Here is a 26,006-nt window from a genome sequence, read left to right as displayed (position 1 = left end):
TGATAAGTTGGGCAGCGGAGAAAAACCGATGCCCTCGCTGCACCTGAACCGTACTGTCGCGTCCCTTGCCACGTTCCTCCTCTTTTCTCTTCCCGCCATGGCCGCAAATCCGCTTCAGGTAAAAACCGATAAAGGCAAGGTCGAAGGCACCTTCACCACCGACAAACAGGTCATCGCCTTCAAGGGCATCCCCTTCGCCGCTCCTCCCGTCGGCGATCTCCGCTGGAAGCCGCCGATGCCCGCGGCCAAATGGAAGGGCGTGCGCTCCGCCGCCAACTTCGGCTCGCACTGCGTCCAGTCCGGCAGCTATCCCGACATGGTCTTCCACGACCCCGGCCCCAGTGAGGACTGCCTCACCCTCAACGTCTGGACCCCCGCCAACGCCAAACCTGACAGCCATCTCCCCGTCATGGTCTGGATCTATGGCGGCGGCTTCGTCACCGGCGGCACGTCTGAGAATCGTCAGGATGGCCAGTTCCTCGCCCACCGTAACGTTGTCATCGTGTCGATGAACTACCGCCTCGGCATCTTCGGCTTCTTCGTCCATCCCGAACTCACCGCCGAGTCGCCCAACCACGCCTCTGGCAACTACGGCCTCATGGACCAGGCCGCCGCCCTCGAGTGGGTCAAGCGCAACATCGCCGCCTTCGGAGGCGACCCCTCCAACGTCACCATCTTCGGCGAGTCCGCCGGTTCGTTCGCGGTCAGCACTCTCATGGCCTCCCCGCAGACCAAAGACCTCATCTCCAAGGCCATCGGCGAGAGCGGCGGTGCCTTCTACAGCGGCGGCCTCGGCTACCAGCCCCGCGAAGTCCTTGAGCAGCGCAACGTCGAGTTCTCCCAGACCGCCTTCGGCACCTCGAAGCTGGCCGATCTCCGCAAGCTCTCCCCCGACGATCTCGTCAAAGCCGCCATGGCTAAAACCACACCACCACCGCCGCGTTTCGGCCCAGATATCGACGGCTACTTCCTGCCTGATTCTGTTCCCAACATCTATGCCGCCGGCAAGCAGGCGCACGTTCCCCTTCTCGCCGGTTGGAACGCCGACGAAGTCCGCTCCTCTGTCCTCTTCGCCAAACCGCCCGTCACCGCCGAAACCTTCACTGCCCAGGCCGACAAAGAGTTTGGCGACCGAGCGAAGGACTTCCTCGCCGTCTATCCCGCAACCACCGACGCCGAAGCGCTGGCCTCCGCCGGAGACTTCGCCAGCGACCGCTTCATCGCCTTCTCCACCTGGCGCTGGATCGAGGCCCAGATCCAGACCGGCAACGCGCCCGTCTACCGTTACTTCTTCACCCTCGGCAATCCCGGCGACAAGAACCACACGGCAGCCATGGGAGCCTTCCACTCCGACGACATCGAATACGTCTTCGGCACTCTCGACTCCCGTCCCGGCGCCGTCTGGCGTCCCGAAGACCGCAAACTCTCCGACCAGATCGGCCAGTACTGGACCAACTTCGCCCGCACCGGCAACCCCAACGGCCCCGATCTACCCAACTGGCCCACCAGCACCCCGGCCGACCAATATCAGGTCATGCACCTCGACGCCAATCCCGCTCCTCAACCCGACACCTTGCGTCCCCGCTACCTCTTTCTCGATGAAGTCTGGGGCAAACCCAAGCCCTAAATGACGGCTTTAGGTGACCCCAAGCCAATGCTTTGGCGCCCCCAAAGCATTGGCTTCTCGGTAGCCCAAGGCTTCAGCCTTGGGTCTCTCAAAGTCGTCCCAAAAGCGGGGCTTCAGCCCCCTGGGGTTATGCCCTCTTACGAGTAGAATCATGCGCCAATGGAAGCTAAGCCATTAAGTCGCTTGTGGTCAATCTCTTACATCCCTCAATATCAAAAAGCTCAGCATAATGCGTGTCAAGCCCCAGAGCATACCAACTCACACAAAACAAAAGCGATAGACGTTGCAAAAGAGTTCCGCTCCACTTGGTAAAATAGAGAAAGCAAAAGAGTTCCTCGCGGTGATTTAATCTAACTCCTTTAGAAACAAGACTTTAAAATTATCCCCTTTGAAATGAATACTTTGAAGACTAAGTACCCCCGGGGGGGTACCTCTAAATCGACCACAGCTGATCAGACAGGATCAGGCCTGGCCCCTGCAGCTTTAGCCGGAATAACGCAAAAAGGATTGCAGATCCTCGCAACTGCTTTCCCGCACTGATAGACTTAAAGTTCTGCGTCGACCATTCACGCAACCAGTTCTCTCAAGGCGAAGACAGCCGCGAGCCAAAAAGGAAGACTCAACCCAGTGGATCAGCAGACCAAGCAAGCTCTCAAGCACGACCAGTTCATCGACACCACGCACCAGAGCCTCGAGTGGGCCAGCGAAAACCGCAAGACCGTCATCATCGCCAGCTCCATCCTGTTCGCGCTCATCATCATTCTGGTCGGGGGATTTGTCATCTATAACAACCGCTGCGATGCGGCTTCAGTCGCCTTCGGCGCGGCCATGCAGGAGTACCAGACACCGCTCGCCGAACCCGGCCAGGCCGTCCCTGCCGGCGTCAAGACCTACCCCACCGTCGCCGAGCGCGCCAAGGCAGCCAATCAACTTTTCATGGCAGCCGCCGATAAGTACAGCATGGAGCCCGACGGAAAGACGGCCCGCTACTTTGGCGGCCTCACCTATATCGAAGCCGGCAACAACTCTGCGGCCGAAAACACGCTGAAGCAGGTCGCCAGCGGCTGGAACAGTGAACTGGCCTCGCTCGCCAAGCTCTCCCTCGCGAATCTCTATCGCCAGACCGGAGAGGACGCCAAGGCAGTCGACCTCTACAACGAGCTGACCGCAAAGCCCACCACGTCCGTTCCCGCTGGCCTCGCACAGCTCCAATTGGCCGAGATGTACGAGTCGCAAGGCAAGACCGAGGACGCGAAAAAGATCTACGCCAAGCTCAAGGATAAAGATGGAAAGAGCGCCGTCGGATTGCTCGCTGCGCAGAAGCTGAACCCCTCAGCCGCGGCCGCCGCGCTTCAACGCTAACTCTCTTCTGCACTCGCTTAACCCAGCGGAGACCTTTCGGTCTCCGCTTTTCTGTGCAAAAAATATCAGGATATTAATGGACAAGCACGCCTTTTCGGCCTAATGTGTAGGCACTCGTTCGCATCCAGCAGCGATTTAGAGGGAGCTCCCCATGCAACGAATTCTCATCGTTGACGATGATCATTTGGTCGCCAACACACTTGCGCTCATCTTTTTGAAGAACGGCTTCGAAGCCAAAACTGCCTACTCGGCAGATGAAGCCCTCGAGTCTGCACGCTCCTTCAGTCCCGATCTCCTTTTATGTGATGTCACAATGCCCGGAAGAGATGGCCTCGCCCTGGTCTGTGACATCACCCGCGAACTTCCCTCCTGCCGCATCATCGTCCTGACTGGCTTCTACTCCAACATCAAGGACGTGCGCGAGCAATCCAGCAAACTAGACCGTCCCGTAGGCATCCTCACTAAACCCTGCCCGCCAACGGATCTGCTCCGTGAAGCCGCCTCCATGCTGGCCACCGCGAGCTAGTTCAACCGATGTCTGACCTTGGCCGCATCCTGATCTTTCTCGGCCTGCTGCTCGTCGTGGCGGGGTTGGTGGTGCTCGGGCTCAATCGCCTCAACATCCCGCTGGGCCGTCTCCCCGGCGACTTCAATTGGCGCGGCCGAGGCTGGTCGGTCTCGTTTCCTATCGTCACCTGCCTTCTGCTCAGCGTCCTTGTAAGCCTGCTCCTCTGGGTCGTAAACCACCTGCGCCGCTAGCTCCAATTCATTTGCCAGCGATGCTAGACTCGGCGATATGGGCGAGAAAGAAGAAAAGCCGCCAACCCTAGCAAGCCTGCGGGCAGGCCGCGGAAAGCCACGCGCCGCAAAGCCTGCACCCATCCAGACTGACCTCTTCTTCGCCCCCGAACCAACGAAACCGGATGTTCCGCGTCCGGCCTTTGAGGTCATCGGCAAAAGCGGCATAACTTCCAAAGAAGGCAACCTGGCCGCTGCCCCAGCCCACCAACCCAGCGAAGCCCCCAGTCTTCCCACCCAACGCCGCATCTGGACCGTCCGCGATCTAGTCATCGACATCCGCCAACAGGTCGAAGGCGGCTACCCTGACCTCTGGGTCGAGGGCGAAATCTCCAACTACCGCGCCGCTCCCTCGGGGCACGTCTACTTCACGCTGAAAGACGGCGACGCCCAACTCCCCGTGGTTCTCTTCCGCCGCCAGTCCACTCTTCTCCGCTTCCGCCCCGCTGACGGCCTTGCCGTCCTCGTCCGTGGCCGCATCTCCATCTACGAGAGCCGAGGCCAGCTCCAGCTCATCGCCGAAACACTGGAACCTCGCGGAGCCGGAGCCCTCCAGCTAGCCTTCGAGCAGCTTAAAGCCCGCCTGCTCGCCGAAGGCCTGTTCGACGCCGCCCGTAAGCGCTCACTCCCGGCATTCCCAAGGTGCGTCGGCGTCATCACGTCACCTACGGGCGCCGTCATCCGCGACATCGTCAACGTCGTCCGTCGACGTCACGCCCGCCTCAATCTGCTCGTCTATCCGGCCACGATGCAGGGAGCAAGCTGCTGCACGTCCGTAGCGGCTGGAATCCGTTACTTCAACAACAACCCATCGCTCGTAGACGTCATCATCCTCGCACGCGGCGGCGGCTCCATCGAAGACCTCTCCGGCTTCAACGATGAGTCCCTCGCCCAGGCCATCGCTGCGTCCGAGATCCCCATCGTCTCCGCGATCGGCCACGAGACCGACTTCACCATAGCCGACTTCGTAGCCGACCTCCGCGCTCCTACTCCTTCAGCCGCGGCTGAGCTCGTCACTGCCGCCCAGCACCGCATCGAAGAGCGCATTCAGGCCCTCGCCACCCGCGTCCACCGCGCCGGTCGGTTCCACCTGATGCACGCCCGCCAGCGTTACGCCCGCCTCTCCTCCGAATCCGTCCTCAACCGGCTCCGCGACGCCGTCAGTCGCCGCGATCAGCGCATCGACGAGCTAAGCCTGCGCCTCAACGCGGCCACCACTCGAACCCTGCGCATCCCCGCGCAGCGCGTAGCCGCTCTCACCGAACGCCTCCGCCGCCAGAACATCTCCATCCGCATCGCCGCCACCCAGCGCCGCCTGCAAACCACCACAGAGCGCCTGTTACGGACCTCAACCCGGGCACTCACTGTAAATCAAACCCGTCTCAGCCGTGCCACCGCCCAGCTTGAAGCTCTATCGCCGCTGGCCGTGCTCTCCCGAGGCTATGCGCTCGTTTATCTCTACGAGGGGGCCGAAAAAAGCATCCTATTACGATCCGCCGAAGATGCCGCACCGGGACAAACCATTCGCGCCCGGCTCGCCCAAGGCACACTAACTGCAAAAGTATCGGACAATAAGACAATAGAAGATTAACGGAGAAAAGCACCACATGAAGAAGCTTTTTGGAACCGACGGCATCCGTGGCGTAGCCGGACAACCACCCCTCGACGGCCGCACCGTCCACGCCATTGGCCTCGCCCTCGCGCACACGTTGAAGGCGACGTCGCCCTCTCCGCGCGTCATTCTCGGAATGGACACTCGCGAATCCAGCGACTCTATCGCTGCCATCCTCACCGCTGGCCTCACGTCCGGAGGAGCCAGCGTCGAGAGCGCGGGCGTCATCACCACTCCGGCAATTGCCTTCCTCACGCACACGCATGGCTTCGCTGCTGGCATCGTCATCTCCGCTTCGCACAATCCCTGGCAGGACAATGGCATCAAGCTCTTCGGCCCCGACGGCTTCAAACTCCCCGACGCCACCGAACTCGCGATCGAGGATGAGATCTTCCGCCACCTCGAAACCTCCGCCGTCCCCGCCGAACAAACCCCGCAAGCCCCTCCCGTCAACGATGCCGACCGCGCCGAATACATCCGCTTCCTGCTCAGCTCCGTTCCCGGCCTCTCACTCGACGGCAAGCGCATCGTCGTCGACTGCGCCAACGGAGCTGCTTCCTCGGTCGCCCCGCAGCTCTTCGCCGAACTCAACTCCAAAGGCGGCGGCGAAGTCGTCATCACGCATTCCAGCCCCGACGGATTCAACATCAATGAGTTCTGCGGAGCTCTCCACCCGGACGTGGTTGCCGCCGAAGTCGTCACTCAGAAGGCCTCCATGGGCATCACCTTCGACGGTGACGCCGACCGCGCACTCTTTGCTGACGAAACTGGCAAAGTCGTCAATGGCGACGCTGTCCTTCTCCTCGCCGCCCGCGACCTGCAACTCCGCGGCATGCTCACCAATGACACCGTCGTGGCCACGACGATGTCCAACATGGGCCTGGAAGCCGCGCTCAAGCGCAGCGGCATACAGATGCTCCGTGCTGCTGTAGGCGACAAGTATGTCCTCGAGCAGATGCTCTCCACCGGCGCCGCACTGGGCGGCGAACAGTCCGGCCACATCATCTTCAACGGCCGTAGCACCACCGGCGATGGCCTGCTCACCGCGCTGCTCGTGCTCGACACCGTCCACCGCAGCGGTAAAACCCTCGGCGAACTCGTCTCCGACCTCAAGGTCTTCCCCCAGGTCATCGTTAACGTCAAGGTCCGCGAAAAGAAGCCCCTTGAAAGTATCCCCACCGTAGCCGACGCCATTCGCGCCGCCGAAGACGAGCTCGCCGACTCAGGGCGCGTCGTCATCCGTTACAGCGGCACCGAAACTCTCTGCCGCGTTATGATCGAAGCCGAATCGGAACCCCTCATGCGCCACCACGCCAACACCATCGCCGAGGCCATTCGCACCGAACTCGGCGTCTGACTCCCCATTTACCGTTTGCTTTCAGCCACTGCAGGTGAAAGACTTACGTGACGGCGATCAATGAATCGAACCAATCTCAGGATGCTGGCCATCGCCTACCAGCTTCTTGCTCGTGAAACTTCTACGGGCGAACCTTCCGACATCCACCTGGCCGCAGTGGTCTGCGTCTCTGAGAAACTGCGCCGTCCCATCAGTATGCTTGCGGGATCTACCGGCTTTCGCGCGCTGCTGACCCGCTCTCTCAGTTTAGCCAGGGCGCAGGTTCCCGCTCTGGCCGCGATCCAAGTGAAGCCCGACGGAACTTTGGAGTGGAACATGGGCGGCGACTTATCCCTGTCCAATGGCGAAGCCGTACAGTCCGGCGCTATCCTTATCGCCGAATTGCTCGGCCTGCTTTCCAACTTCATCGGCGAAGCACTGACTCTTCGCCTGCTGCAAGATGCCTGGCCGGACCTGCCTGCCATCGAGATAGATTCCCGGGGGGAAACGACATGACCCAAGACGATAAGGTGAAGATCAAGCAACTGCCGACCGGGGTCCCGGGCCTCGATGAGATCCTCGGCGGTGGCCTGCCCGAGCTGTCCTTCAACATCATTGCCGGTGCGCCCGGTTGCGGCAAAACCACATTGGCGCATCAATTCATCTTCGCCAATGCCACGCCAGAGCACCCAGCGCTCTACTTCACCGTTCTTGGTGAACCCGCCCTCAAGATGCTGCGCTATCAGCAGCAATATACCTTCTTCGATATGGCGAAGCTGAACGGCGCCATTCGCTTCATCAACCTTAGCCAGGTTCTACTCGATCATGGCTTGGAGGGAATACTCGAAGAGATTACCAAAGAGGTCGAAGCTGCCAGCCCCAGTATCGTGGTGGTGGATTCTTTTCGCACCGTTCTCCGTTGTGTGCCTCACGGCGAAACAGAAATGGAGATGGGAGTTCAGGCCTTCGTCCAGCGTCTAGGCATACTGCTCGCGGGTTGGGAGGCGACCACTTTCCTCATCGGCGAATATCACGAGTCGGAGATGCGGGACAATCCCGTCTTCACCGTCGCCGACGGCCTCTTCTGGCTCTCTCAGGTCCCGGAACGAAACTCCGTTGTGCGTAAGCTTCAGATCATGAAGTTGCGCGGCCAGGGATCGGTTCCCGGTCTGCATACCATCCGCATCACCGACGCCGGCGTGCAGGCGTTCTCGCGCACCCTCGGGCTCAGCATACGCAAGAAAAAAGCTGCTTCGTCAAAGCTTCTTTCCATAGGCGTTCCGGCATTGGACGAGATGATGGGAGGAGGCATCCCCGAAGGCGACAGCCTATTGATAGCCGGTTCTTCCGGAACCGGAAAGTCGCTTCTCGCCACCCAGTTCATAGCGGCGGGCATACGCGAGGGTGAGCCTGGGATCGTGGCCATCTTTGAAGAGCGCCCTGAAGAATACGCAGTGCGCGCAGGCACCTTCGGTATCGATCTCGATACCCCGCTACGCGATGGGAAGCTCAAAGTCATCTACCTGCGTCCCCTCGACCTTTCCGTGGACGAAGCCATGCAGGCCATCCTGGATGCGATTCAGGAGATCGGAGCCAAGCGGCTGGTTCTCGATTCGCTCGCGGGCTTTGAGATGGCCCTCGCCCCTGGATTCCGCGCCGACTTCCGCGAATCCCTCTACCGCATGATCTTCTCGCTCACCGGACTTGGCGTAACCATTCTCAGCACACTGGAGATGGAGGAGTCCTTCACGGAGCTGCTCTTCAGCAGCTACTCGATCTCGTTTCTCACCGACGACATCATTCGGCTTCGTTACGTGGAAATCGAAGGCCAGATGCGCAAGATCATCATGGTCCTCAAGAAGCGTCGCGGGCCTCACAGCAATGACATTCGCGAGTACGAAATCAACGCCGAAGGTGTCGTCATCGGCGAGCGGCTCACCGGCTATGACCGCCTCATCACCGGAATTCCGGAGCTCACCCGTCGCTCTAAGTCCTAAGAAGCATCACGTATCAACTACAGTAGGAGAGTAAATGGGGCAGGTAATTGATTTGAGACGCAGTTGAAAAGCGTTCTCCTGAACGGCAATCTCCATCATCTCTGTCATGCCGTATCTGAAGCCTCGCCTACTCCCATTGCAGCAGTCGATGGATCCGGCCACCTCATCCGCTATGTCAATCCCGCCTTCTGCCTGCTTACCGGTAAAGATAAAGCCAATTTAATTGGCTGTGCTTTTTCGTCGGTTTTATCGACCGAAGACGATTGTCTGCCAATGCTGGCACGCGTCTATCGCAGTGGAATACCGGAAGTGCACATCGGCCACGACGGCTCCATCGAGCATCCCCTCTTTTGGTCTTATACGATGTCGCCGATTCTAGGAACAAAGGGCGGTCGAATTGGAATCTTTATTCGAGTGTCGGAATCGACGCCCAATCACCGCGACGCAGTCGCCATGAACCAGGCACTCCTGGTCAGTTCGGTGCGCCAGCATGAGCTGACAGAAGCCGCGGTCGTCCTGAACATGCAACTGCAAGAACAGATGCTGATAACCACTCAGGCGCAAGCCGCTCTGATTCGCACCGAAAAACTCGCCTCGGTGGGACGCATGGCCGCTGTGATAGCGCATGAGATCAACAATCCTCTCGATGCCGTGATGAATACGGTCTACCTGGCGCTAACCACCAAAGGGCTCCCGGAGCCGGCCCGTCAATATCTGGAACTCGCGGAGGATGAACTCAAGCGCATTGCCCATATCACTCGTCAAACGCTCGGCTTCTACCGCGAATCGACCCAACCGTCTACATTCTTCATCGCGCCGCTCCTGGATTCCGTATTAGATCTACTAAGGGCCAGGGCCAAATCCAGCCACGCCGTGATACAGAGACGATGCGATGAACAACTCCAGATAACGGCAGTCGCCGGAGAGTTGCGGCAGGTCTTTGCGAACCTCCTGCTGAACAGCCTTGACGCCATCCCCGACAGAGGAACCGTCAAGCTGCGTTGCTCTCGTTCATCGCGTTCGGGTCACCCCGGTCATTGGGTAAGAGTCACCATCGCCGACAACGGAGGAGGCATCGACGCGGACACGCTTCCGAATATCTTTGAGGCCTTCTTCACCACCAAGGGCGCAATCGGAAATGGCCTGGGTCTGTGGGTCAGCAAACAGATCATCGAGAAACACGGCGGCTCAATCCGTGCCCGCTCTAATCGCGGCGGAGCACGAACCGGCACCGTCTTCAGCGTTATTCTTCCCGTTGATCCACTCTAAAACCCGCGTCAGCGCGAAGATTTTCTTCATCCAAACGGGAAATAGAACGACACCCTCCCCTATCTCATTGCAAACAATTGGCTTATGCAAAGCTAACCACAGGGCGGCCGGCGGTCTACCTTTCGAGCGTAAAATCAAATGAATTCCATGGTCTTCGTCCTCGACAACTACGACTCGTTCACCTACAACCTCGTCCAGTACATGGGCGAACTCGGCGCTGACATGATCATCCGGCGCAACGACGAGCTCACGCCAGCCGAGGTGGAAGCCCTGCGCCCCGACCGCATCCTCATCTCGCCCGGCCCCTGCACTCCGCAGGATGCAGGCATCAGCATCGAGCTGATCCGGCACTTTGCGACCGCAGGCCGCAGTATCCCCATCCTCGGCGTCTGTCTCGGACATCAGGCCATTGGAGCCGCGTTCGGCGGCAACGTCGTGCGCGCGCCCAAGCTGATGCACGGCAAGACCAGCGAAGTCGAGCACGACGGCAGGACCATCTTCAAAGGCATTCCCTCCGCGATGACCTGCACCCGCTACCACTCTCTGATCGTTGCTGAAGATGGCTTCCCCGAAGAGCTGGAAGTCTCGGCGCGTACCGTCGATGGCGAGACCATTATGGCGCTGCGCCATCGCGAGTTGCCCATCGAAGGTGTGCAGTTCCACCCCGAGAGCGTCCTGACTGTGCACGGCAAGCAGATGATCCAGAACTTTCTGAACATGTAGAGTGGTGAAGATGAAGCGCCAGTTGGTCTTTCTGTTCGCGGTGTTATGCGGAGTAGCACAGGCGCAGCAGCCTATCGGAAACGTAGCAGTGCAGGATGCCATGGTTGCGGGCGATCTTACCGTCAATAATGGCCGTGCCGTTCTGGTCGCCAACACCACCGTCACGGCAAAAGACCGGACCGCGGATGTCACCCTCAATCGCGGCGGTTCAATCCACGTATGCGCCACCAGCGGCCTGCACATCACCTCTGGAAAGAGCGCAACAGGCCCTGCGCCGCTGATGCTGTCTCTCGATCGTGGAGCGATTGAAGTCCAGATGGCCGCAACGACCAGCGACGTCATCATGACTCCCGATCTGCGCTTCGGCATCGCCAGTAACGGCCCGCTCGACCTCAGGCTTCGCGTCACCAGCAACGGCGACACTTGCGTAGAAAATCGCGGGGCGAACGCACCCATCCTTACCGGCGCAGACCAGTTCGGCGAATCGAGCTACGATCTCCGGCCCGGGCAGCACGTCCTGTTCGAGCACGGCAGCCTGAAGGAAGTCGTCGACAACGAAAGCTCACCCTGCGGCTGTCCGCCGGCTCCTACCGCTCCGGGAATCTCGTTGGCAGACGCCGCCCTGGCAGCAGGTAGCCCGAAGCAGTCGGCAGAGGCGGAGCATCCCTTTCCCGCCGCCATCAGCAACGGCCTCGCGCCCGTACCATCGGCTCCGCAGGCCCCGCCCGGAGTGGTTCACGCCCAGGTTGCGACGACGCTGACCTACGACGCGAATGGCGAAGCTACTGACAACACTTCGAGCGCCAGCACACCGGGTAACTCCACTGCAGCGGTTCCCGCGCCAGCGCCGCCACCGGTTGTTCAACCGCGAACCGCAGAGCCGCGACACCCGTCGGACGTAGGACACTGGATCGGGCACTTCTTTAAGCGGCTCTTTGGCCGCGGTTGAGGCGGTCAAGAGTTCGCTGCGCTACAATTAAAAGGTTGTGGCAGTGTCGGCGGCGCTTCGCTGCCGACAATGCCACTTCCAAATACAGCAAAGAAATCAGGGGTTTTCCTTATGTCGATTCCCGCCACGCAGATGCGACCGGGCATGGTTATCAAGTACAAAGACGACCTTCATATGGTCTTCTCCGTCGAACATCGCACGCCGGGTAACCTCCGCGCCTTCATCCAGGCCAAGCTGCGCAACGTCCGCACCGGAGCGATGTTCACCGAGCGCTTCCGCTCGCCTGATCCCATCGACCGCGTCTTCGTAGACGAAGTCAAGATGGAGTACCTTTACAACGATGGCGATGACTATTACTTCATGGACGATAAGTTCGAGCAGACCATGCTGAAGCGTGAGACCTTGGGCGACGCGGTCGACTACCTCATGCCCAATTTGACGATTGGCGTGAGCTACCATGATGGCAAAGCGGTCGGCATCGAGCTTCCGCTGGTGGTCGAGATGACCGTGGTGGAGACCGAGCCGGGCATCAAGTCGGCAACGGCGTCTTCCGTCACCAAACCTGCCAAGCTGGAAACGGGGCTGGTAGTACAGGTTCCCCCGTTCATCAACGAGGGTGAAAAGATCCGCGTAGACACTGCCGAAGGCGCATACATGAGCCGCGCCTAGAGCATTTTCAGTTCAAGTATTAAAGAGAGTCGTAGGCTCCATCTTTTGTTCAAAGGATGGAACCTACGACTCTTTTGTCAACAGTGCAGCACTGCTGCGATTACTTCACGGGCAGTGTTGCCATATCGATGACGAAGCGATACTTGACGTCACCCTTCAGAACACGCTCGTAAGCCTCAGCCAGTTTGTCGATGGACGTCAGTTCGATGTCCGAGACGATGTTGTGCTCGGCGCAATAGTCCAGCATCTCCTGCGTCTCGGCCATGCCGCCGATCATCGATCCCGACAACGAGCGGCGGTTTGCGAGAATCGCAAACGGAGCGATGGACAATGGCTGTTCTGGCAAGCCGACCGAGCAGAGCGTACCATCGAGCCGCAGCAGGTTGAGATAGTCGTTCAAATTGTGCTGCGCAGAAACGCAGTCCAGAATGAAGTCGAAGCTACCCGCGTGTTTGGCCAGCGCACTGGGGTCTTTGGTGATGACTACCTCATCCGCTCCCAGCTTCTTCGCGTCCTCGATCTTGCTCTCTGACGTCGTGAACTGGACGACATGAGCGCCGAAGGAGTGGGCAAACTTCAATCCCATGTGACCCAGGCCGCCAAGCCCAACCACACCGACCTTCTTCCCCTTGCCGACGTTCCAGTGGCGCAGCGGCGAGTAGGTGGTGATGCCAGCACAGAGCAGAGGCGCTACGGCGGCGAGATTCAGCTTGGGCGAGATGGTGAAGGTGTACTTCTCATCGACGACGATGTTGTTCGAGTAGCCGCCAAAGGTGAGTTCGCCCTTATAGTCGCGGGCGTTATAGGTTCCCACCATTCCCTTGACGCAGTAGGGCTGAGCTTCAGCTTTACAGTTCTCGCAGATGCGGCAGGAGTCGACCATGACGCCAACGCCAGCCAGATCGCCCTTCTTGAACTTCGTCACCGACGAGCCTACTGCAGTGACATGGCCAACGATTTCGTGGCCGGGAACCATCGGATAGATGGATTGGCCCCATTCGTCCCTGACCTGATGGATGTCCGAGTGGCAGATGCCGCAATAGGCGATCTCGACGACGACATCATTGGGACCGGGTTCTCTGCGATCAAAGTTGAACGGAACCAGTGGCGACTTCTTATCGTGTGCGGCATATCCGTGAGACTTCATTGAAAGCTCCTGAGCTGGTGCGTGCTATTCGTCGTAGTGAAGGAGGCTGAGAACGTCGTATTCCTGAAACTTGTCCCGCCCCTTGAGGAAGTCGAGTTCGACCGCGAAGCCGAGACCGGCGATCTCTCCACCCAGTTGGCGAACCAGTTGCACCGTGGCTTGCATCGTTCCGCCGGTGGCGAGCAGGTCGTCTACGATGACGACTCGTTGGCCGGGCTGGATGGCATCGAGGTGGATTTCGAGTGAGTCTGTGCCATATTCGAGGTCGTAGGTAACGCGGGCTGCCTTGGCGGGCAGCTTGTTGGGCTTGCGTACAGGGACAAAGCCTGCGTTGAGGCGGTATGCCAACGCTGGGCCGAAGATGAAGCCGCGGGCCTCGATACCTAGAACGAGGTCAACCTCTTTGCCGATGTAGTAGGCGGCGAAGGCGTCAATGAGTTGGGCGAAGCCTGCCTTGTCCCTGAGCAGCGTCGTGATGTCGTAGAAGAGGATTCCCGGCTTGGGGAAATCAGGAACGGTGCGTACGAGTTCCTTCAAGGGTTCGCAGTTGTGGGACATCATTTTCTACCAGGCTCCTTCAATATTGAACTCTCCGAGATTTTCGCCTTCGCTCTCGGCAAGTTCATGTTCAATGACTGCATCAACTCGGCTGCCGCGTGAACCCTTGCGCAGCTCGACTTTCAACTCTGCTAAATCCTCGGGGACACCGGCTGCGACGATCTCCACATGGCCTTCCTCGGTATTGCGGACCCAGCCTTTCAGGCCGAGTTCGGAAGCTTCCCGTTGAACGAACCAGCGGAAGCCGACGCCCTGCACGCGGCCTTTGACGAGGTAGTGACAGACCATCGCTTTTAGAGGACCATGTGGTCGGGTGGAATCTGGACGGGGCCTTGATTGTCACCGGGGAGACGTCCGAGTTCGAGTTCAGGCTGGATGTCTTCGTTGATGACCGGCAGGCTGGGCAGGTTGTCGGTACGGCCAGCCTCGCGGACGACAGCGTCGGCATGGGTAAGGACCTCTTCAACCGTCATGGTGTACATCTCGCGGCCATTGTCATAGCCGGAGAGGATGGCGTGCTGCAGATAACGGCCAGCGGTCTGGGCGGCAAGATAGTCGGTGATGACGTGTCCATTGCGGCGCTTCTGTTCGATCCAGGCGAGATTCGGCATGGCGATCCAGACGGGTTTGCCGTTGACGGAAAAGCGGATATCTGTGGCGTCGGCGTGCCGCGTGGCGATGGCGACGACGGTGCCTTTCCACAGGCAGCGGAGTTCTTCTCCGGTCCAGCGGTCGGTTACTTTAAAGTCTTCATACATGGCTTGTTCCAGATTAGTGCAGTGGCGGCGGATGGGCAAGGTGAGCGTTGGACGGCCTGACGCCGATTTACACCGCATCAATCGATTCAGAACTGTCTACCGAAGATCTTCGCGGAGAAACGCGGACTAGACTGCAAAGAAAGGGCGAGACCAGAAGGTCCCGCCCTTGTAACGATGAGGCTTACTTAGGATCGCTTCAGGCGTTGGCTTCATGCGCGGTCGCAGCTGCTTCTGCTGCGACCCTTTCCTTTTCAGCCTTCTCGGCCTTTCGTGCGACGGCTGAGTTCTGGCCGAGTTCGGCGGCCAGCGTTTCGGTTGTGAAGGACTCGATGATGTCGCCTGCCTTGATGTCCTTGAAGCCGGCGAGATCGATACCGCACTCGACGCCCTGACGGACTTCGGAGACATCCTCTTTGACGCGCTTGAGACTGGAGATCTTGCCTTTCCAGACTTCGTTGCCGTCTCGCAACACGCGAACCTGAGCGTCGCGCCTGATGAGGCCGTCAGTCACGCGGCAGCCGGCAATCTGGCCGACCTTCGTGATCTTGAAGACCTGCAACACTTCGGCGCGGCCAGCGTAGTTCTCCTTGTAGACCGGCTCGAGCAGACCGTACATCGCCTTCGTGATCTGATCCTGAAGCTCGTAGATGATCGAGTGCAGGCGAATCTCAACGTTCTCGCGCTCCGCAATCTCGGCAGACTTGCGGTCGGGACGTACGTTGAAGCCGATGACAACGGCGTTCGATGCGGATGCGAGCAGCACGTCCGACTCGGTGATAGCGCCGACGCCTGAGTGCAGGACACGCACGCGAACCTTTTCGGTGGACATGCGTTGCAGCGAGTCGGCCAGCACTTCGACCGAACCCTGCACGTCGCCCTTGAGGATCAGGTTCAGATCCTTCATGCCTGCCTGCTTGATCTGTTCGGCGAGGCCTTCGAGCGAGACGCGGGAGCTCTTGGCGAGTTGCGCCTCGCGCTCCTTCATCTTGCGGTACTGGGCGATGCCCTTGGCCTTGTCCCGGTCGGCCATGACCAGGAAGGTGTCACCAGCGTCGGGCATACTTTCGAGACCAAGGATCTCGACCGGGGTGGATGGCCCGGCTTCGGTGATCGAACGGCCACGGTCGTCGAACATGGCACGAATCTTGCCGAAGGTGTTACCGACGATATAGCTATCGCCAAGACGCAAAGTTCCGTTCTGGACGAGGATCGATGCGACCGCACCGCGGCCACGATCGAGCTTGGCTTCGATGACAGTCCCGACCGCAGGACGGTCCAGAACAGCCTTGGGTGCGCTGATATCGGCTACGAGGCAGATCATCTCCTCGAGGAGATCGAGGCCGATGCGCTTCTTCGCCGAGACTTCGACGAACTCCGTGTCGCCACCCTGGTTGGAAGGCTGAAGGCCGCGAGCAGCAAGCTGCTGGATGACCTTGGCGGGGTTTGCGTCGGGCTTGTCGATCTTGTTGACGGCGACGATGATCGGCACCTTGGCGGCGCGCGCGTGATCAATGGCTTCGAGGGTCTGGGGCATGACGCCATCGTCTGCCGCAACAACGACGACAACGATGTCGGTGATCTTCGCTCCGCGAGCACGCATTCGCGTGAAGGCTTCGTGACCTGGAGTGTCGAGGAAGACGATCTCGCGGCCGAAGGCGGGAGAATCTGGCTTGGTGACGTGGACCTTGTAGGCTCCAATGTGCTGGGTGATGCCGCCAGCTTCGCCCGAGGCCACGTCGGTGGAACGGATGGCATCGAGCAGCGAGGTCTTACCGTGGTCGACGTGGCCCATCACCGTTACGACCGGCGACCGGGCAATTTCGACCATGCCGGTGGTGTCTTCGAGGAAGCCTTCAATGGCCTCGTTCTCCAACTGCTCTTCAACCGAGATGACCTGGGCGTCCGCGCCGAACTGACGGGCGACGTCCTTGACCAGTTCGCCTTCGAGCGACTGGTTGACGGTGACAAAAACGCCCTTCATCAGGAGGCTTGCGATCAGGTCCTTGCCGCGTACGTCGAGCTTCTCGGCGAGGTCCTTGACACTGATGCCCTCGGTGACGGTGATGGTGCGAGTGATCGGCAGCGGCTCACGTGAGACGGGCGCTCCGCCAAAACGCGATGGCGGCTGGAAGCCCTTCATCGGGCCTTCTTTGCTCTTCTCGTAACGCTGGTTGCCGCGGCGAGACGCCGGACGCGCCGCAGGACGCATCCCTGGCTTCTCTCCTGGGCCCGGCATTGCGCCGGGAGCTGCACCAGGTGCGCCGGGACGCGCGCCAAAACCAGGGCGAGCTCCAAAGCCGGGACGTGGTGCTCCGGGAGCGAAGCCCGGACGACCGGGGGCTCCGCCGGGACCGCTGGGGCCGCCCGGATAGGTGCGCGTGGGGTGCATGGGGCGGCGTGCGCCGGGAGCCATGGAGGTGGGACGTGAACCGGGCGCGCCGGGGGACTGGGGGCGGGGCCGCTCGAAGATCGGACGGCTGCGGGCCGGAGCTCCAGGAGCGACCGGCGGTGCAGTGTAGATGGGACGCGGGCCGGTCTGCGGCATGATGACGCGACGGGCCGGAGGGCCTGCTGGTACCACCGGAGCGGGTGCCGTTGCGGGCTCAACGACCGCTTCAGCGGCTTCGGGTGCTGGTGCGCTCGCAGGAGCAGCGGCTACGGGGGTCGCGGGCTGCGGGGTAGATGCCGGTGGAGCAGCTGCGGGCACAGGTGCTGCGGCTGCGGGCTTGACGGCAACGGGAGGTGCAACGACGACAGGCGGAGTCACGACGGCCGGAGCATGAGCGGACACAGGAGCAGCCGCAGGCGGTCGAGCGATCACTGGGCCTACAGGTGGTTTGCTTGCAATCGCCGGAACCGGAGGCGGGGCAGGAGTAATAATGTTTGCTGCCTGACGAGGCAGAGGAACAATACGCCGTGGTGCCGGCGCCGCAGCCGGAGCGGAAGCCGAGGCAGTCACCGTCGGAACGGGAACGGCAGGGGCTGCTACGACTCGCGATGCTACAGGTGCGGTATGGGCGGAGACAGGAGGAGGCGCAGCAACGACCGCTGTGGGACGCGGCGGCGCGGCCTTGGCGGCGGCCTCAGCTTGCTTGCGCTCGAGAATCGCCTTGAGCGCGTCTCCGGGCTTTGAGACCTTGGAGAGATCAAACTTTGGTTTAGCCTCGACAGCCTGCCTGCCTGCGCTAGCGGTGCGGCTTCCACCATTGAAATAACTGCGCACCCTCTCGGCCTGATCAGCCTCGATGGAGCTGGAGTGCGTCTTTCCGGTAATGCCGATCGCTTCAAGCGCATCGAGAATCGGCCTGCTCTTTACTTCCAGTTCTCGCGCCAGATCGTTAATTCGAACTTTGCTCATCCGTCCCTTTTCGCTTCCCTGCGCCCTTAGCTGTTCATATCAGCCTCATTGAGGTAGGAATCTTTGATTATATGTATTATCGCCGAAATGCCTGTCAGGCGGTTCAGCGAAGAATGCGTTGCATGGCCGGTCCGGCTAGCCACGATCATGTCCATCGTTATCGATGCCTTCGTCGGAGATCTCCTGGCTCTCATTCACCAGGGAATCTACGGTGTCGTTGTCTGACTCAATCTGCTCTTCGCGCGCATCCGCGTCACTGAATGCGTCGGTTACTTCATCTTCGGCTTCGGCAATCTCTTCCGCAGAGATATCGTCCACCTCTTCAGCGGTGCCGGTTTCGGCTGCTTCAACAAGAAGTGCTTCCGGGGTCTTAGTCATGGTGTCTCCTTGCGGCTCTTCGCTCTCAGATGCCGCTTCGACTGCGGGAGCTTGAACAGCAGGGCGCTCCTCGCCTTCTTCATACTGGCCGAAGTAGTGGCGAACTGCTACAGAAATCTTCTCCACGGTCTTTTCGCCGATGCCCGGAACCTCTTCAAGCTGCTCGGGAGTCATGTCGGCCAACGCTTCGACCGTGGTGATACCTGCGGCGATGAGCTTCTCGAGTACAGCGTCGCCAAGCTCGGTGACCTGCTCGATCGCAGTCGTCGGGCCGCCGGACATGGCCTGCATCTGCTGCTCGACCTCCTGACGCTTCTCCTCTTCGCTCTTGATATCGATCTTCCATTGCAATAGCTTGGCGGCGAGGCGAACGTTCTGGCCCTTCTTGCCAATGGCGAGTGAGAGCTGGGTGTCGTCGACGATGACCTCGATCTGCTTCTCGGCAAGATCAGTGATCGAGACGCGGCTGACCTTTGCGGGTTGCAGCGCCTTTTCGGCAAACGTGGTGATCTCTTCGGAGAACTCGATGATGTCAATCTTTTCGCCGCGCAGCTCGCGAATGATCGACTGTACGCGCATGCCCTTCATGCCGACGCAGGCACCGACCGGGTCGACGTCTTTATCTCGGCTCATGACAGCGATCTTGGTGCGCTCACCAGCCTCACGCGCAATGGCCCGAATGCTGACCGTGCCGTCGTAGATCTCGGGGACCTCAGACTGGAACAAGTTCTGCACCAATGCCGGCGCGGCGCGGGAGACGATGACCTGCGGGCCCTTGGCGGCGCGGTCAACGCGGAGCAACACCACACGAACGCGCTCGCCCACGGCGAACTGCTCCAGGCGGGACTGCTCGCGCTTGGGCATGCGGGCCTCGGCCTTGCCGAGATCGAAGATGACGTCCATCGGCTCAAGACGCTTCACCGTGGCGTTCAGGACTTCACCGGCGCGGTGGTTGTACTCGTTGAAGACAGTGTCGCGTTCGGCCTCGCGGACCTTCTGGAAGATGACCTGCTTGGCCATCTGCGCGGCGATGCGGCCGAGGGGCGTGGTGTCCTTATAGAAGCGGAGCTCGCCACCTACTTCGACCTCAGGAGCAAGTTCGCGGGCCTGTTCGAGGGTCATCTGATTGACCTCGTCTTCCACCTGCTCGGGCGTCTCTACAACGGTCTTGTAAACATACGCACGGATTTCGCCCGTCTCGCGGTCCATCTCCGCGCGCATGTTCTCCTGCGTTTTGTAGTATTTGCGGGTGGCGAGGGCGATGGCGTCTTCGACTGCGCCTACAACGACTTCGGGCTCGATTCCCTTGTCCCGGCTTAACGTCTCAATTGATTGATACAAAACACTTGCCATCGGTCACTTGTCCTTCACTGCCCTGAATCGCGGGCCTTTTGCTGCTTATTGTTGCTTTGATGCGGGTATTTTAGATCTCCGCTACAAGGTTTGCTTTTTCGATATTTGCCAACGGAATATCAACGGTCTGTTCGGTTACGGCCTTCTTGGCTTTGCCTTTTTGCTTGATGGCAGAAAGGTCGACGGTCGCGATGTTGTCTGTGAATTTCGTGAGCCGGCCCTGCCATTGCCGGTTATTGTTGATCGGCGTAAAAGTCTGAATCTTCACCAGATTTCCTTGAAATCTGGTGAAATCCTCGGAGCTGGCCAGCTTTCGTTCCAAGCCGGGCGAAGAGACCTCGAGCGTGTATTCGGCTCCGGGAATCAGGTCTTCGACATCGAGGATGTTGCTGAAGTCCTGCGCAAACTGCGCGCAATCCTCGTGAGTCACTCCGGAGAGCATCTCAACGGGAACTCCCTTGGGCAGTTCGTCGGGATTCGCCGTTTCGGCCAGTTTCGCGCGCTCCACTGCATTCTTTTCAATGAAGATGCGAAGGGTGCGGAACTTGCCTCCACCCTGGAACTCGATGTCGACGAGGTCGAGGTTGTGAGACGCTGCGACGCGTTGCGCGGTAGCTCGGATTGTGTCTAATTTCAGCGACATAGCGTTGATACATGATCGTTTTTAAAGCAAATAAAAAGTGGGTTCTCACCCACTCATCTCTTCCGTCAATTTGCCGGTGCGGTCACGGCTGTTCGAACAACGGAACAAAATCGTCAATTCCGATGATACATCGACTGTTTGGGGATTTCAATGGTGGGCCTTTTCGGTGCGCTTTCGGTCAAAAATGTCGGCCTAATTTGCTCTGTCCCTGTGGCGACTCTACAATCGAGAGTATTCATGATCACTTCCCCGATTCCTGAGGCCCTCACCTTCGATGACGTCCTCCTCGTTCCTGCCTATAGCGACATCATTCCAACCCAGGTAAGCACGCAGACGCAACTGACCAAGAACATCAGCCTGAACACGCCTCTGGTATCGGCGGCGATGGATACGGTCACCGAGTCGCGGCTGGCGATTGCCATGGCGCAACAGGGGGGGCTGGGCGTCGTCCACCGCAACCTGAGCATCGAACAGCAGGCGGGCGAGATCGACAAGGTCAAGCGGTCAGAGAGCGGGATGATCGTCGATCCCGTGACCATCGACCCGGAGCAGACGATTGCGGCGGCGCTGGAGGTGATGCGCCGGTACAAGATCTCGGGTGTGCCGGTGACCAAGAATAAAAAGCTGGTCGGCATCTTGACTAACCGCGACCTGCGTTTTGTGTCGCGCACCGATCTGACCATCGACTCGGTAATGACGAAGACGAACCTGATCACGGTTCCGGTGGGCACGACGCTCGAAGAGGCAGAACATATTCTGCATCAGCACCGGGTCGAGAAGCTGCTGGTCGTCAACGACGATTATGAGCTGAAGGGCCTGATTACGGTCAAAGACATTCAAAAGAAGTTGAAGTATCCCAACGCCTCGAAGGACAGCCAGGGTCGGCTTCGGGTTGCGGGAGCGATTGGCGCTACGGGAGATTTCCTGGAACGGGCTGCAGAGTTGGTGGCGGCTCGGGTGGATGCTCTGGCGATTGATTCCGCGCATGGTCACTCTTCGCGAGTTCTGGAAGCGGTTGCCGAGGTGAAGAAACGCTTCCCTGACGTCGATCTGATGGCGGGCAATATCGCGACTTATGAAGGTGCCATGGCACTCATTAATGCTGGCGCGGATGCTATCAAGGTTGGGATTGGGCCGGGATCGATCTGCACAACGCGTATGGTGACGGGTGCGGGGATGCCGCAGATCACGGCCATCTCGGAGGCGTACCGCGCGGCCAGTCAGCATGGGATTCCGGTGATTGCGGATGGCGGTATCAAGTACTCGGGCGATGTGGCCAAGGCGATTGCCGCAGGAGCGAGCGTGGTGATGATTGGCTCGCTGTTTGCCGGAGTGGATGAGAGCCCGGGCGAGACGATTTTGTACCAGGGGCGATCGTTTAAGGCGTATCGCGGAATGGGTTCGCTGTCGGCGATGTCCCAGGGCTCGGGCGAGCGGTATTTTCAGGGCAAGGAAGATATCGACGAGGCGTCGAGCGCGGAGAGGCCGTCACTGACGGCGCGTGAGGGCTCCTCATCGAACCGGTTGGGCAAGTTCGTCCCGGAAGGGATTGAAGGCCGTGTGCCCCATCGTGGGCCGCTGGAGGCGATGGTTTATCAGTTAGTGGGTGGATTGCGGTCGGGCATGGGATATCTGGGATGCTCGACCATTGGGGAGTTGCAGACGAATGCACGGTTTATACGGATCTCGAACGCCGGGCTGCGCGAAAGCCATGTGCATGACGTGATCATTACCCGGGAAGCCCCGAACTATCATGTGGAGTAAGGGAAAACCAGCTCCGGGGCTCAGGACTAGCCGACAACGGCAAATGCTAGTACCGATTCGCACCGATTAACCACTGGCAACGACTTTCCACACCAGTTTGAGTGCGCAGACACAGGGCTTATCGCAAATCCATGCGGTAAGCCCTGTGTTATCTGTGTGGGGATAAATGATGGAGCGATGGACGGCTTGGCGAATCAAATAGTAGTGGCCAAGCCATGGATCGCGAGGATTTATTTTTTATGAGAGATTTGCAGACTACGCAGTTGGGGTCGACCGGACCTACGCTGCCCATGGCGTGGCTGCCAGCGATCTTTGGATTGGTGGTAATTTCGGTGGAATCGACTGCCATGATGCGGGGAGCGAATACAGGGCGATGGTTGACGGACCTGTGTAATTCGATCTGGGGAAGCGTCGATGGATCGGCGGTTGCAACGGCGAATATTGTGCTGCGGAAGGTGGGCCACTTTGCCGGGTATGGAACGCTGGGCCTGCTGTTCCGCAGGGGATGGTATGCGAGCCTGCGACGGCGATGGATGGGGACACGGAGTGGCCTGCGCGGTGCGGCCATGGCGCTGGCGGTGCTAAGTACATTTCTGGTGGCGAGCCTCGATGAGTGGCATCAGCAGTTTCTGGCGGGGCGGGTTAGCAGCCGGTATGACGTTCTGCTCGACACCCTTGGAGCGTTTCTATTCAATCTGGTTTTGCTGAAGGTTCTGGCGTGGCGGCGTACCCGCATGGTTGGGTAGGCTCAGGCTTTGTTGAGCACCATGGCTTCGAAGCGATGACGGGTGCGAAAGCCGAGGGCTTCATAGAGCTTCACGGCTTGATGGTTGGCTTCGGTAACGGTGAGAGTTATTGCCTTGAAATCAGATTGAGATAACTGCGCCATGCAGTGGCGCAGAAGCGTTCGTCCAAGATGATGGCCACGCCAGTTGTTGGAGATGCATAGCTGAGTGATGTGGGCAACATCGTCGGCCACGCGGGAACAGAGAACCATACCGACGAGCGCGCCTGTGCGGGTGTCGCGGAGTATCCATGAGTTCGTGGCGTCGAAGATGCCGCAGCCGGGAAAGCGCACGATGTTGTGCAGGAAACGAAGCGAGCCGTGGAGTGAGCAGTACTGATCATTGATGAGCGAATCGATGTGGCCGGTGTAGGCCTCGTGGATCAACTCGGCGGCGGGCTGATAGTGGTCGGGTGACCAGCGGCAGATCTCTATGTTGTGCGGAAGCGCATCTTTATCGGCAGACGGCGCAAAGTCATACTCCATGAACAGGCGCGGGTACAGGGTGAAGCCGGTTTCCTTGAAACTCTGATCCACCGAACCTGCGTTGTAGAGGAGAAGCTGCGCCTCGATGCGGTTGATGCCAGGAGAGTGCAGAAGAAGGTCGAGCAGGTGCTGCAGGAGGGTGTGGGTGATGTGGAGGGCCTGCTCCTGATCGCCGGCTACGGCATAGGCATCGCCTACGACAGCCTTGTTGCCTTCGTAGACGCAGAAGGTGAAGCCGCAGACGCGGCCGCGGTCGAGCGCGACGAAGCCGGGCAGGATGCGGGAATCGAGATACTGCAGGAGGAGTTCTGTAGAGCCACGGTAGTTCCAGCGAAGACGCTGCTCCCAGACTTCTGCCTCGGACTCGAGCAGCGGCCGCAGTTGTCGTGCGGAGAAGTGCCGGAGGTCTAGGATCTCGAGTTGAGTTGCGACTGGCATGGGTCGTTGAATGCTTTTGTCGAGCTTATAGGAAATTTATGGAGGTAGGGAGATCTGAGTTCTTCGGACGTTCCCTCAATGGAGTGTCTATCAAGACTTGACCCCGATTGCAGCGATAATACCCGCTTAAACGGCCCCCCCGCTGGAGGATTTTATTGGCGCGCGTAAACCTTGTAGACCGCCAGGCCCTGGGTGTCGTAGAGGAAAAGAGGCTTGTACACGCGGCCTGTGAGGCAGCGGCTCAACTCTTCCGTGTCGCGGGTCGGGATGACCAGTAGATGCTCCTCGGCAGGGACACTGGCCGGGCAGTCTTCCGGCGTGTAATGAATTGTGGGGCTGTTTCGGTAGAAGGCGAGGCCGTAGTCGAGATCACGGCGGACCTGGTCGACCGCCAGCACCTTTTCACCAGGGGCTACGCGTTGAATCTCGCGAGCAAGAGGCCGGGCCGAGTAGTTGAGATCGAGGTCACGGCCATGGAATCCGAGGAGGAAGACGAGCGCCACCACGATCGGAATGAAGGTCGCGTTGACAAGCTGCGGAACCCCCCAGCGACGGATGATGAAGAATACCGAGCCGCCAACGGCGAGGGCAGAGCCCCCGGCAATCAGAAGCCATTGAGCCGAGGGAATGAGCGTCTCGTACTTCATGTGCTGGGGCGCAAGGATGAGAACGAAGACGAGGATGGCACAGACGGCAGCATGCGACCAGAGGAGCCATCGAGGCAAACCGTCCCGGCGGTTACGGTGGAGATAGTCGGCCGTGAGGATAGTGAGCGGGGGGATGGAGGGCAGAATATAACCGGGCAGTTTGGAGCCGGAGAAGGAGAAGAAGACGATGGGAAAGAGCGCCCAGAGGACGAGGAACTCAGGGAAGGCATCGCCGGCGCGGGAGTGGCCGAGATAACGCTGGGGGTTATGGCGTACCTTCCACTCGGCGATGGAGACGTCGATGGAATCGACCAGAGCACGGAGGGCGAGGATCGTCCACGGCATGAGGCCAAGGATCAATACAGCCAGGTAAAACCAGAAGGGCTGGTGATGCTGGTAGCGGTTCGTGGCGAAGCGTTCAAGATTGTGTTCGAGGAAGAAGAGACGGTAAAAAGTTGGATTCTTCCACTGCACGGCGAGGTACCAGGGCAGCACCATCACCATGTAGAGCAGGATGCCCGGCAACCAGATCGTACGGCGAAGAAGAGACCACTCGCGCCGGAGACCGGCGAAGAGAAGGATGATCACGAGCGCGAGGAAGGGCGCTACGGGGCCTTTGGCAAGCGTAGCGGCGGCCCCGAAAAAGTATAGGTCGAAGAGCCAGAACTTTTTGCCGGTCTCGTACCAGGCATACCAACCGAGCATTCCGATACAGAAGGGCGCTGCCAACTGCATATCGGTGGACGCACCTCGGGCGAAGGCGAAGATGGCAAGGCTGGAGGCGGTAATGAGAGCGGCGTTGAGGTGGCCTCCAGGGCGGAAGCGCCGCATATGGAGAAAGATCAGAACGAAGAGCGCGAAGGCTCCGGAGGATGATGGCAGGCGAGCCGACCAGTCGGAGACACCGAACTCCTTGAAGAAGCTCATGGCGCGCCAGTAGTAGAGGGCTGGCTTTTCGAGCCACGGCTTGCCGTAGAGAATTGGCGTGATAGTTCCGCCGATGAGGCAGTGAAAGGAGCCGTCGATGGCGTTGGCAGTCAGACTACGCGGCACTATCTCTGCGTTGTACTGGTTGCAGATCTGGTTGTGCTGGGCGAGCATCTCGCGGGCGACCTGGGCATAGCGGGGTTCGTCCGCGCCGACGAGGCCAAGCTGGTCGCCACCGATGAGCGGTACCAGGCCGTAAAGGAGAAGGAAACCGGTGACGACGCAGAGAACAAGAAACTCCTGCGGCGACTCGGCAGCGAAGCCATTCCATATGCCGCGGACCCAGGCGATGGGTGCGCGCTCTTTCCATGCGCCGGATGCGGCGGGTTGTTGCAAGTCATTCATTGGGTCAGGTAAACGAGA

At 59.6% G+C, this 26,006-nt stretch carries 23 protein-coding genes; 14 read left to right on the top strand and 9 right to left on the bottom strand.

Going from position 1 to position 26,006, the window contains the following annotated elements; all coding sequences use genetic code 11:
• Positions 1-28 precede the first annotated feature (28 nt).
• The 12 genes from P4G45_RS03075 (at position 29) to efp (ending at position 12,342) form a co-directional block, all read left to right on the top strand.
• On the top strand, positions 29-1,627 hold the full coding sequence (locus P4G45_RS03075; RefSeq protein WP_348268215.1) for a carboxylesterase family protein: 1,599 nt from the start codon (positions 29-31) through the stop codon (positions 1,625-1,627).
• Between the two features lie 627 nt (positions 1,628-2,254).
• Positions 2,255-2,989: a tetratricopeptide repeat protein gene (locus tag P4G45_RS03070; protein WP_348268214.1), complete on the top strand. Its 735-nt coding sequence runs from the start codon at positions 2,255-2,257 to the stop codon at positions 2,987-2,989.
• 151 nt (positions 2,990-3,140) lie between these two features.
• On the top strand, positions 3,141-3,515 hold the full coding sequence (locus P4G45_RS03065) for a response regulator (protein WP_348268213.1): 375 nt from the start codon (positions 3,141-3,143) through the stop codon (positions 3,513-3,515).
• 8 nt (positions 3,516-3,523) lie between these two features.
• Positions 3,524-3,748 (top strand): DUF2905 family protein, encoded by a 225-nt coding sequence (locus P4G45_RS03060; RefSeq protein WP_348268212.1) that lies wholly within the window; start codon positions 3,524-3,526, stop codon positions 3,746-3,748.
• A gap of 37 nt (positions 3,749-3,785) precedes the next feature.
• Complete coding sequence (gene xseA, locus P4G45_RS03055; protein WP_348268211.1) at positions 3,786-5,378, top strand: exodeoxyribonuclease VII large subunit; 1,593 nt, start codon at positions 3,786-3,788, stop codon at positions 5,376-5,378.
• 16 nt (positions 5,379-5,394) lie between these two features.
• Complete coding sequence (gene glmM / locus P4G45_RS03050) at positions 5,395-6,756, top strand: phosphoglucosamine mutase (RefSeq protein ID WP_348268210.1); 1,362 nt, start codon at positions 5,395-5,397, stop codon at positions 6,754-6,756.
• A gap of 60 nt (positions 6,757-6,816) precedes the next feature.
• A complete protein-coding gene (locus P4G45_RS03045) occupies positions 6,817-7,251 on the top strand; it encodes a hypothetical protein (protein ID WP_348268209.1) in 435 nt (144 codons plus the stop codon).
• On the top strand, positions 7,248-8,732 hold the full coding sequence (locus P4G45_RS03040; RefSeq protein WP_348268208.1) for an ATPase domain-containing protein: 1,485 nt from the start codon (positions 7,248-7,250) through the stop codon (positions 8,730-8,732). The genes P4G45_RS03045 and P4G45_RS03040 overlap by 4 nt, the downstream gene beginning before the upstream one ends.
• A gap of 63 nt (positions 8,733-8,795) precedes the next feature.
• The gene (locus tag P4G45_RS03035) at positions 8,796-10,001 is read left to right on the top strand and encodes an ATP-binding protein (RefSeq protein WP_348268207.1); all 1,206 of its coding nucleotides are present in this window, start codon (positions 8,796-8,798) and stop codon (positions 9,999-10,001) included.
• Between the two features lie 147 nt (positions 10,002-10,148).
• Positions 10,149-10,724: an aminodeoxychorismate/anthranilate synthase component II gene (locus P4G45_RS03030; RefSeq protein ID WP_348269205.1), complete on the top strand. Its 576-nt coding sequence runs from the start codon at positions 10,149-10,151 to the stop codon at positions 10,722-10,724.
• 10 nt (positions 10,725-10,734) lie between these two features.
• Positions 10,735-11,673: a nuclease gene (locus P4G45_RS03025; protein WP_348268206.1), complete on the top strand. Its 939-nt coding sequence runs from the start codon at positions 10,735-10,737 to the stop codon at positions 11,671-11,673.
• A gap of 111 nt (positions 11,674-11,784) precedes the next feature.
• Entirely contained in the window at positions 11,785-12,342 is a 558-nt protein-coding gene (gene efp, locus P4G45_RS03020) for an elongation factor P (RefSeq protein WP_348268205.1), read from the top strand.
• A 100-nt stretch (positions 12,343-12,442) separates the two neighbouring features.
• On the opposite strand, the gene P4G45_RS03015 is transcribed toward efp, so the two are convergent.
• The 7 genes from P4G45_RS03015 to rimP form a co-directional block, all read right to left on the bottom strand.
• Positions 12,443-13,489 carry an NAD(P)-dependent alcohol dehydrogenase gene (locus P4G45_RS03015; RefSeq protein WP_348268204.1) on the bottom strand — a complete coding sequence of 349 codons (1,047 nt, stop codon included), beginning with the start codon at positions 13,487-13,489 and terminating at the stop codon, positions 12,443-12,445.
• Between the two features lie 24 nt (positions 13,490-13,513).
• On the bottom strand, positions 13,514-14,047 hold the full coding sequence (locus tag P4G45_RS03010) for an adenine phosphoribosyltransferase (protein ID WP_348269204.1): 534 nt from the start codon (positions 14,045-14,047) through the stop codon (positions 13,514-13,516).
• A gap of 6 nt (positions 14,048-14,053) precedes the next feature.
• Positions 14,054-14,335 (bottom strand): acylphosphatase, encoded by a 282-nt coding sequence (locus P4G45_RS03005; protein WP_348268203.1) that lies wholly within the window; start codon positions 14,333-14,335, stop codon positions 14,054-14,056.
• 5 nt (positions 14,336-14,340) lie between these two features.
• Positions 14,341-14,883 carry a hypothetical protein gene (locus P4G45_RS03000; protein ID WP_348268202.1) on the bottom strand — a complete coding sequence of 181 codons (543 nt, stop codon included), beginning with the start codon at positions 14,881-14,883 and terminating at the stop codon, positions 14,341-14,343.
• A 118-nt stretch (positions 14,884-15,001) separates the two neighbouring features.
• Entirely contained in the window at positions 15,002-18,163 is a 3,162-nt protein-coding gene (gene infB / locus P4G45_RS02995; RefSeq protein WP_348268201.1) for a translation initiation factor IF-2, read from the bottom strand.
• Between the two features lie 135 nt (positions 18,164-18,298).
• Complete coding sequence (nusA, locus tag P4G45_RS02990) at positions 18,299-19,894, bottom strand: transcription termination factor NusA (protein WP_348268200.1); 1,596 nt, start codon at positions 19,892-19,894, stop codon at positions 18,299-18,301.
• Positions 19,895-19,964: 70 nt separating this feature from the next.
• Positions 19,965-20,537 carry a ribosome maturation factor RimP gene (gene rimP / locus P4G45_RS02985; RefSeq protein WP_348268199.1) on the bottom strand — a complete coding sequence of 191 codons (573 nt, stop codon included), beginning with the start codon at positions 20,535-20,537 and terminating at the stop codon, positions 19,965-19,967.
• A gap of 237 nt (positions 20,538-20,774) precedes the next feature.
• On the opposite strand from rimP, the gene guaB reads away from it, so the two are divergent.
• Together guaB and P4G45_RS02975 are read left to right on the top strand one after the other, a co-directional pair.
• Entirely contained in the window at positions 20,775-22,301 is a 1,527-nt protein-coding gene (gene guaB / locus P4G45_RS02980) for an IMP dehydrogenase (protein ID WP_348268198.1), read from the top strand.
• A 239-nt stretch (positions 22,302-22,540) separates the two neighbouring features.
• The gene (locus tag P4G45_RS02975; RefSeq protein WP_348268197.1) at positions 22,541-23,047 is read left to right on the top strand and encodes a VanZ family protein; all 507 of its coding nucleotides are present in this window, start codon (positions 22,541-22,543) and stop codon (positions 23,045-23,047) included.
• A 2-nt stretch (positions 23,048-23,049) separates the two neighbouring features.
• Here P4G45_RS02975 and P4G45_RS02970 read toward each other — a convergent pair whose 3' ends face one another.
• Together P4G45_RS02970 and P4G45_RS02965 are read right to left on the bottom strand one after the other, a co-directional pair.
• Positions 23,050-24,009, bottom strand: coding sequence for an N-acetyltransferase (locus P4G45_RS02970; RefSeq protein ID WP_348268196.1), 960 nt, complete (start codon positions 24,007-24,009; stop codon positions 23,050-23,052).
• A gap of 152 nt (positions 24,010-24,161) precedes the next feature.
• A complete protein-coding gene (locus P4G45_RS02965) occupies positions 24,162-25,988 on the bottom strand; it encodes a glycosyltransferase family 39 protein (protein WP_348268195.1) in 1,827 nt (608 codons plus the stop codon).
• Positions 25,989-26,006 lie beyond the last annotated feature (18 nt).

It is taken from the genome of Edaphobacter paludis (assembly GCF_039993895.1).
GTDB classification, from domain to species: domain Bacteria; phylum Acidobacteriota; class Terriglobia; order Terriglobales; family Acidobacteriaceae; genus Edaphobacter; species Edaphobacter paludis.
The sequence above is the reverse complement of the archived record's forward strand: the minus strand, read 5'-3'. Positions and strand labels throughout refer to the sequence as shown.

Excerpts from the sequence above, each read along its gene's own strand:
- P4G45_RS03000 (WP_348268202.1), bottom strand. The coding sequence starts at position 14,883 with ATGCGGTGTAAATCGGCGTCAGGCCGTCCAACGCTCACCTTGCCCATC.
- glmM (WP_348268210.1), top strand. The coding sequence starts at position 5,395 with ATGAAGAAGCTTTTTGGAACCGACGGCATCCGTGGCGTAGCCGGACAA.
- P4G45_RS03060 (WP_348268212.1), top strand. The coding sequence starts at position 3,524 with ATGTCTGACCTTGGCCGCATCCTGATCTTTCTCGGCCTGCTGCTCGTC.
- P4G45_RS03005 (WP_348268203.1), bottom strand. The coding sequence starts at position 14,335 with ATGGTCTGTCACTACCTCGTCAAAGGCCGCGTGCAGGGCGTCGGCTTC.
- P4G45_RS03065 (WP_348268213.1), top strand. The coding sequence starts at position 3,141 with ATGCAACGAATTCTCATCGTTGACGATGATCATTTGGTCGCCAACACA.
- P4G45_RS02965 (WP_348268195.1), bottom strand. The coding sequence starts at position 25,988 with ATGAATGACTTGCAACAACCCGCCGCATCCGGCGCATGGAAAGAGCGC.
- P4G45_RS03010 (WP_348269204.1), bottom strand. The coding sequence starts at position 14,047 with ATGTCCCACAACTGCGAACCCTTGAAGGAACTCGTACGCACCGTTCCT.
- rimP (WP_348268199.1), bottom strand. The coding sequence starts at position 20,537 with ATGTCGCTGAAATTAGACACAATCCGAGCTACCGCGCAACGCGTCGCA.
- P4G45_RS03015 (WP_348268204.1), bottom strand. The coding sequence starts at position 13,489 with ATGAAGTCTCACGGATATGCCGCACACGATAAGAAGTCGCCACTGGTT.
- efp (WP_348268205.1), top strand. The coding sequence starts at position 11,785 with ATGTCGATTCCCGCCACGCAGATGCGACCGGGCATGGTTATCAAGTAC.
- P4G45_RS03075 (WP_348268215.1), top strand. The coding sequence starts at position 29 with ATGCCCTCGCTGCACCTGAACCGTACTGTCGCGTCCCTTGCCACGTTC.
- P4G45_RS03030 (WP_348269205.1), top strand. The coding sequence starts at position 10,149 with ATGGTCTTCGTCCTCGACAACTACGACTCGTTCACCTACAACCTCGTC.
- P4G45_RS03040 (WP_348268208.1), top strand. The coding sequence starts at position 7,248 with ATGACCCAAGACGATAAGGTGAAGATCAAGCAACTGCCGACCGGGGTC.
- nusA (WP_348268200.1), bottom strand. The coding sequence starts at position 19,894 with ATGGCAAGTGTTTTGTATCAATCAATTGAGACGTTAAGCCGGGACAAG.
- P4G45_RS03025 (WP_348268206.1), top strand. The coding sequence starts at position 10,735 with ATGAAGCGCCAGTTGGTCTTTCTGTTCGCGGTGTTATGCGGAGTAGCA.
- P4G45_RS03045 (WP_348268209.1), top strand. The coding sequence starts at position 6,817 with ATGAATCGAACCAATCTCAGGATGCTGGCCATCGCCTACCAGCTTCTT.
- P4G45_RS02970 (WP_348268196.1), bottom strand. The coding sequence starts at position 24,009 with ATGCCAGTCGCAACTCAACTCGAGATCCTAGACCTCCGGCACTTCTCC.
- xseA (WP_348268211.1), top strand. The coding sequence starts at position 3,786 with ATGGGCGAGAAAGAAGAAAAGCCGCCAACCCTAGCAAGCCTGCGGGCA.
- P4G45_RS02975 (WP_348268197.1), top strand. The coding sequence starts at position 22,541 with ATGAGAGATTTGCAGACTACGCAGTTGGGGTCGACCGGACCTACGCTG.
- guaB (WP_348268198.1), top strand. The coding sequence starts at position 20,775 with ATGATCACTTCCCCGATTCCTGAGGCCCTCACCTTCGATGACGTCCTC.
- infB (WP_348268201.1), bottom strand. The coding sequence starts at position 18,163 with ATGAGCAAAGTTCGAATTAACGATCTGGCGCGAGAACTGGAAGTAAAG.